At 30.5% G+C, this 5,876-nt stretch carries 7 protein-coding genes; 5 read left to right on the forward strand and 2 right to left on the reverse strand.

The genetic code is table 11. The features are described 5' to 3' along the window. The coding region (locus tag PHF25_08375; GenBank protein MDD4528031.1) for a hydroxyacid dehydrogenase at window positions 1-394 on the reverse strand (394 nt) is incomplete at its 3' end. 713 nt (window positions 395-1,107) lie between these two features. On the opposite strand from PHF25_08375, the gene PHF25_08380 reads away from it, so the two are divergent. The 5 genes from PHF25_08380 (at window position 1,108) to PHF25_08400 (ending at window position 5,654) form a co-directional block, all read left to right on the forward strand. Continuing rightward, the gene (locus PHF25_08380) at window positions 1,108-1,872 is read left to right on the forward strand and encodes a hypothetical protein (GenBank protein ID MDD4528032.1); all 765 of its coding nucleotides are present in this window, start codon (window positions 1,108-1,110) and stop codon (window positions 1,870-1,872) included. 197 nt (window positions 1,873-2,069) lie between these two features. Then, complete coding sequence (locus tag PHF25_08385; protein ID MDD4528033.1) at window positions 2,070-2,210, forward strand: hypothetical protein; 141 nt, start codon at window positions 2,070-2,072, stop codon at window positions 2,208-2,210. A gap of 50 nt (window positions 2,211-2,260) precedes the next feature. After that, window positions 2,261-3,211, forward strand: a complete 951-nt coding sequence (locus PHF25_08390; GenBank protein MDD4528034.1) for a M50 family metallopeptidase — start codon at window positions 2,261-2,263, stop codon at window positions 3,209-3,211. Then, window positions 3,202-4,299 (forward strand): hypothetical protein, encoded by a 1,098-nt coding sequence (locus PHF25_08395; protein MDD4528035.1) that lies wholly within the window; start codon window positions 3,202-3,204, stop codon window positions 4,297-4,299. Before PHF25_08390 ends, PHF25_08395 begins: the two co-directional genes overlap by 10 nt. Beyond that, entirely contained in the window at window positions 4,296-5,654 is a 1,359-nt protein-coding gene (locus PHF25_08400; protein MDD4528036.1) for a S41 family peptidase, read from the forward strand. Before PHF25_08395 ends, PHF25_08400 begins: the two co-directional genes overlap by 4 nt. Window positions 5,655-5,698: 44 nt before the next feature. Here the strand turns inward: PHF25_08400 and PHF25_08405 are convergent, their stop codons facing one another. Then, window positions 5,699-5,869 (reverse strand): NAD(P)-dependent oxidoreductase, encoded by a 171-nt coding sequence (locus tag PHF25_08405; GenBank protein ID MDD4528037.1) that lies wholly within the window; start codon window positions 5,867-5,869, stop codon window positions 5,699-5,701. Between the last annotated feature and the right edge of the window lie 7 nt (window positions 5,870-5,876).

Genomic DNA, 5,876 nt, shown 5'->3' on the forward strand with positions numbered 1-5,876 from the left:
AACTGCGGGTAACAGCATCGGCTGGGGTAATCTTTCTAAGCAAATCGATGGCCATGGCAATGGTCAGCTCGGCAACCGCCTGGTTGCTATACCCTGCGGCATTCGATACCTGAATTGACCTTTTTTTACATTCAGCAGTGGCTATATGGTCAACCCCCGTAAAGGCAACATCTATAAACTTTAGGTTTGGAGCATTTTCGATAACACTTGCGCTAACCGCATAGTTGCTCACCACAATTATATCTGCTTTGGCTACTCTTTTTAATAGCTCATCTTGTCCGGATGGGACATTATCAAAAAAGGTTACGCTGTGGCCAAGGTTCTTCATTTCTGCCACAAAGCCTTGCACCTCGCCCAAAGTTAGGCCTATGGGTTCTGCAAATACTATATTCATAATTAATCGATTTTAAGTTTTATTAATGCTGGTACAAAGTTAATATTTGGGGGCATAAATAGCATATTAGCACATTACCATAAAAGATGTTGAACTTGTAAAAGCCTGAAAAACTAATAAAAATTTTTTGCTTGCTAGTTATACACAGACTGAAGTGAAGACTATATTAACTCCATAAACCCTTTGATGTTGGAAGAACCTTATAGCTCATTGAAGCTAATCCGTGAAAGTGTGCCCTGCAACACAAGATAAAACCGGTAGGAAAATAAGCAAAATGCACACTATGTTATTAAACACATACAAAAGCAGACGGTGTAAACTAAAAAGCAGCATATTTGTATTTAAGATGATTTTCGTCACCATAAAACAAGTATATTTATTTTTTATACGGGGGGGGTATGTTACACTTTTTAATGGTCATATTTAGTTTTAAACACATAAAACTCACTATGAGATAATTATAGTCAAGAATGGTAGGGGCAATTCGGGAAGATTTGTCCTTGCTGGGAGTTTAATATTGTTCTGTATACCTCTCCAAATCAAAACAGCACAAAAAAGCCCCACCCCTGATGACCGAAAAATCAATTTAAGGGTGAGGCAACTAAACCGAAGTTTAACATTACAAATTTAGAGAAAAATGAAGACAAAAAATCTAAACTATCTGTTTTTCACTATTCTTATAGTGATATTTAGCTCTTGTTCAAAAGAGCCAGTTGAAAATTGATGTTCCCGCTAAGAATGAAATGCTTGTTTTTAATTCAATGGAGGAGTATAACGCTGCCATTGACAAGACAATTTCATTTAACCACGAAGAATTATTAGCTTGGGAGGAGCAAAAGGGTTTTACTTCTTATGGGAGAAAATGTGAAGAGATATATTTTTCAATTAATTTCGATGAGTTTAATTCAATTGATGAAATTCAACACGAAGTATCTAAGCATAGTGAATACTTAACTTTAGTTAAGGATGAAAATAACGAATATATTCTGGAACATTACCTTTTCAACAATCCTGCTAGATATATTATTAACAGTGATAGGATAATTCAGGTTGGAGATAATGTTTATAAAGTTTTTGAGAATTCTTATGCATTCACAAACATCAAATATAGCGATGAGTTAATTAAGCTAGAAGAGAACGCTATTACAAAAGAGCCAGAAAATTCAAAAATTACCATTTTAAATAACAACTCTCCCATCACATCAAAGAATGCTGCATATAGATGTGGATCTGGTGAATTTTCGGGTCGAGTAACTGTGGGCAGAGATCGCACAAAGCTAACTATTGGGGCGCATCAACCCCCTGGAACGCCATCTGCGTCTGTAGCCAGATGTTACTATATTGTAAGACCTTATAAAAAGACCTTAGGCGTTTGGTATTGGGTTTCAGGTAGAACTATGAGCGCAAGTATAAATTTGGCACTAAACTATTTAGATCTCAGTGGATGGCAACGCTTAATCTATACAAGAGACTATTAAGTTGTAAGCAACCATAGAAAACGCAGAGATATGTTGGTAAAACATTAAGAATATGTTCACTTAAGCAGACACAAGATATTTTGGCCAAAAATTGCGGGATTATTTGTCTTTAGAAACCCAAAGAAAAAACTAAAAAGAATAGGAATAAACTGATGCCGAATAAAGAAGGTCAATCATAAATCAATAATTTTAAAAAAATGAAAAATTTGCAAGAAGACGAGTTGTTAGAGGGTTTAACCATTGAACAACTAGAAGAAAGGATTGAGTTTACTGCTGTAGTAGAAGATGCTGCTGGTTGTACCAAGCCAATTAAATGTGGAGTTGCATTTCCTTTCTAAAATCATTTGTAGTCAGAGCGAAAGCTCTGGCTACTTATAATTAACTATTTATGAATCTTCAAGACATTAAAATATTAGAAACAGATTTTAAATTTAAATATTTAGTAACGTCTTCTGATAATACTGTATTTTACTGCGGTGTAATTATGAAAGATGTGCTAAATTCTATTAAAACAGGAATGACTACAAGTGAAATAGTCGATTTTATAAATTCAAAACACAAAACAGAATATGACGCAATTCAAATTGACACTTGCCGAAATGTCATACAAAATAAAGCGACAATAAACAAATCTTCATTTAAACCTTTAATATTTTTATTCAATTCGGAAAAAATGCCCATACAAAAATTTTCAGTATTGACAAATCAATATTTCTTTTTTAGTTCATTTTTTGTTTTATTAATCATCAATTTGTTTTTTGTTAATTCAATTGAATATACGCAGTTAGATGGTTTTGAAAAGTTATTTAAATACACAATACTATTTATTATCCTAATAATGCACGAAATAGGACACTCAGCTATTGCAAAGCAATACAATATAAAAACAGGAAAGGTTGGTTTAGGTATTTACCTGTTTATCCCAGTATTTTATATAAATCTTAACGAAATTTGGCGACTTAAAAAAGAGAAAAGAGTACTAATAAATTTAGGTGGAATTTATTTCCAATTTATTTCAAGCATAATTCTTATAACCTTATACATAATAAGTAAATCAGATATTATTGGGAGTCTGATTAAAGTAAATTTTATAATAGCAATGATAAACTTTAATCCTTTTATAAAATTTGACGGTTATTGGGTCTTAGCAGACTTAATTAATGATAAAGATTTGTATTCTCATTCTAATAAAGCTATTAAAAGTTGGCTAAGATTGAAATTTCATCAATATTCTAATATTGTTACCTATTACAGTATAGGTAGAATTGCCTTTTGGATTTACGTTATTTATATCTCTTGCGTCTCAACAATAAAATTTTTAGCAACATTATGGAATTAAATAAATATAAAGAAGACATTAAACATAAAGTGTTTAATCCTTGTCCTGAAGATATAGAAAGTAGCAGTTATGGCTATTCAATATTTCTGGCTAATGTTAATAGATTTTTGCCAAATTTCAAAAAGGAAAATTACGAACAGTTTTACAAACAACTCATTTACAATCAATATCTTGTTACGTTTGACCAATATGATTTTGAGAAATTGGACAAAGTTAGTGTAATTAATAATAGTTCTTTTGAGCTAACTTCTTCCATTTTATCACCTACTGTATTTGCCACATTTCATTATGGCTCTTATAGAGTAATCAATTCCTATTTATTAAAATATGGTTTTAAAGTTGTATTGATTATAGATGAACATGCTTACAATACACAGAAACAAAAAATTGAAGATTCTTATAATAAGTTAAAATTATATGCCAATCAAAATAATTCTGATTACATTATTTTAAATGTAAAAGATTCATCTTCAATTTTTAGGCTAAAAGAGTTATTAAAAAATGGTTATGCCTTAATTGTATATTTAGATGGAAATACTGGCTCTTTGAAAGGGAAGAATTTCAAAAAAGGGTACGAATATTTAAATTTTTTGGCAGGCAATATAAATGTAAAAAATGGGATTGCGGTTTTAAGTTATTTATTGAAAGCAACTATTATCCCAGTAATTACACACTGGGATAAAGACGAAAATATTTATATAAATTTTCATAGAGATATAAAATCAACTGATTATTCTAACAATCGGTTTTTTATAGAAGATTCTATAGCTAAATTATATTCGATTTTAGAAAACTCGGTGAAAAACACACCAGAACAATGGGAGTGCTGGTCATACATCCACGAATGGTTTGAAAGGAATAAAAGCTATCCTTATAAAATTCAAAATACAAGCACTTTAAAATTGATATTTAATGAAGATAGATATTCTCTTTTTTCACTAAAAAATGAATATTATTTCTTTGACAAATATTCATATAGAGCATTCCCATTGGATATTGATACTTATTTAAAGTTAAAAAAACAAAACACTACAAACATTGAAAAAAACAAACTTGAATATTTACTAACTAAAAACGTAATAGTATGATTAAGCAATATTTTATCTTCTTGACGCTGTTATTTTTACCAATCTTAATCTATTGTCAAAATTCAGAGTTCACAGAAGCACAGAATATCTGGAGAGTTAAATCAGCGTTTCCAATTATTGGAGAGTTTGAATTTTATACTGCATTTGAAAAACATGATTCAACACTACTATTAAAATCTTTTGAAAACAGAGATAAATTTATACTTGGTAGTTTTAAAGCAAAATTATTTAGGTTTTTTCAAAACAGAAATTATAAAAAATCATTAGTTGCAATCGAAATTATCAACAACAAAGGAAAAATTCATTCCATATTTGGTCCTTTTGAACTTAAAGACATAACAATATCAGAAAATAATATAAAAGGAGATATATTCACAAATGATAATTCTGAAAAATTGGGCAGTTTTACTTGCGAAAAAATTACAAGTCCTCATAACATTTATCAAAGCATTAATAATTATAGAGCTCTATGCGATACCATAATAAAAATTACTGCTTCTAATATTTATAATCCCAAATTAACCGAATCGGATAAATGGTTGACATTCTGTCAAAATCTCAAGAAGAAATCATTTGTGGTGTATGACGATTTGGAATTTTTAGTTTTATTCTTTGCAAATGCTAGAAAGGTTGGGTTTACTCATTTCTCTTTAAACAAATCAAACATAAATTTAGAAAGAACATTGAATAAACCACAAATTGATGCTAAAGCCATTAATGATAGCGTTGTATTACTTAAATTCATAACTTTATCAGGGAAAACAACTGAAATTGATAGTATATTTAATAGTTATAAAAAATTCAAAATAAAAATTTTGGATTTAAGAAGCACCCCTGGCGGAAATTTTAAAAGTACATATAGTGTAGCTTCGCATTTATTAAAAGACACAGTGAATGCAGGTGCATTTATTTCAAGAGATTGTTTTATAAATAATACTTGCAGAGAAAATATAAACAATTTACCTATTTTAGGTATTGATGAAATAAATAATTTCTCTGCGATACTTGCTAAAGAAAAAGGAATTCGCATTGTGTTATATCCTTCCAGTGAAAACTCTACAAATGATGAAAAATTGTATATTTTAATTAGTAATAATACTGCAAGCTCTTGTGAACCATTAGTATATGGATTAAAGAAAACACATTATGTGAAACTAGTCGGAGAACATACATTGGGTGCTATTTTATCTCCGTCTGTTTTTGATATAGGGAATAATTATTATTTAATATTACCAACAGCAGACTATCTGACAAGTGATGGACATTCACTTGATGGTATTGGGGTTGCACCTAATGTTAAAATTAAATCACATAAAGCATTGAATTATGTTTTGAAAGAATTGAAAATAAAGTAATGGCTGCTTACAACACGCGGTATATAAAATGCAGGTGTGCGTGTCTAGGCAATTACCCTACAGCCAAAAGCGGAGGCCAGCTGCGCCACACGTTTCCCTATTTGCCCCAACCCCATAATACCAAAGGTTTTACCCATTAACTCTTGTCCCAAAAATCCGGCTCTGCCACCTAAACTGCGGGTAACAGCATCGGCTGGGGTAATCTTTCTAAGCAAATCGATG

It is taken from the genome of Candidatus Margulisiibacteriota bacterium (assembly GCA_028706105.1).
Lineage (GTDB): Bacteria > Margulisbacteria > Riflemargulisbacteria > GWF2-35-9 > DYQY01 > DYQY01.

Coding starts and splice junctions, on each gene's coding strand:
- PHF25_08400 (MDD4528036.1), top strand. CDS start 4,296: ATGATTAAGCAATATTTTATCTTCTTGACGCTGTTATTTTTACCAATC.
- PHF25_08395 (MDD4528035.1), top strand. CDS start 3,202: ATGGAATTAAATAAATATAAAGAAGACATTAAACATAAAGTGTTTAAT.
- PHF25_08385 (MDD4528033.1), top strand. CDS start 2,070: ATGAAAAATTTGCAAGAAGACGAGTTGTTAGAGGGTTTAACCATTGAA.
- PHF25_08390 (MDD4528034.1), top strand. CDS start 2,261: ATGAATCTTCAAGACATTAAAATATTAGAAACAGATTTTAAATTTAAA.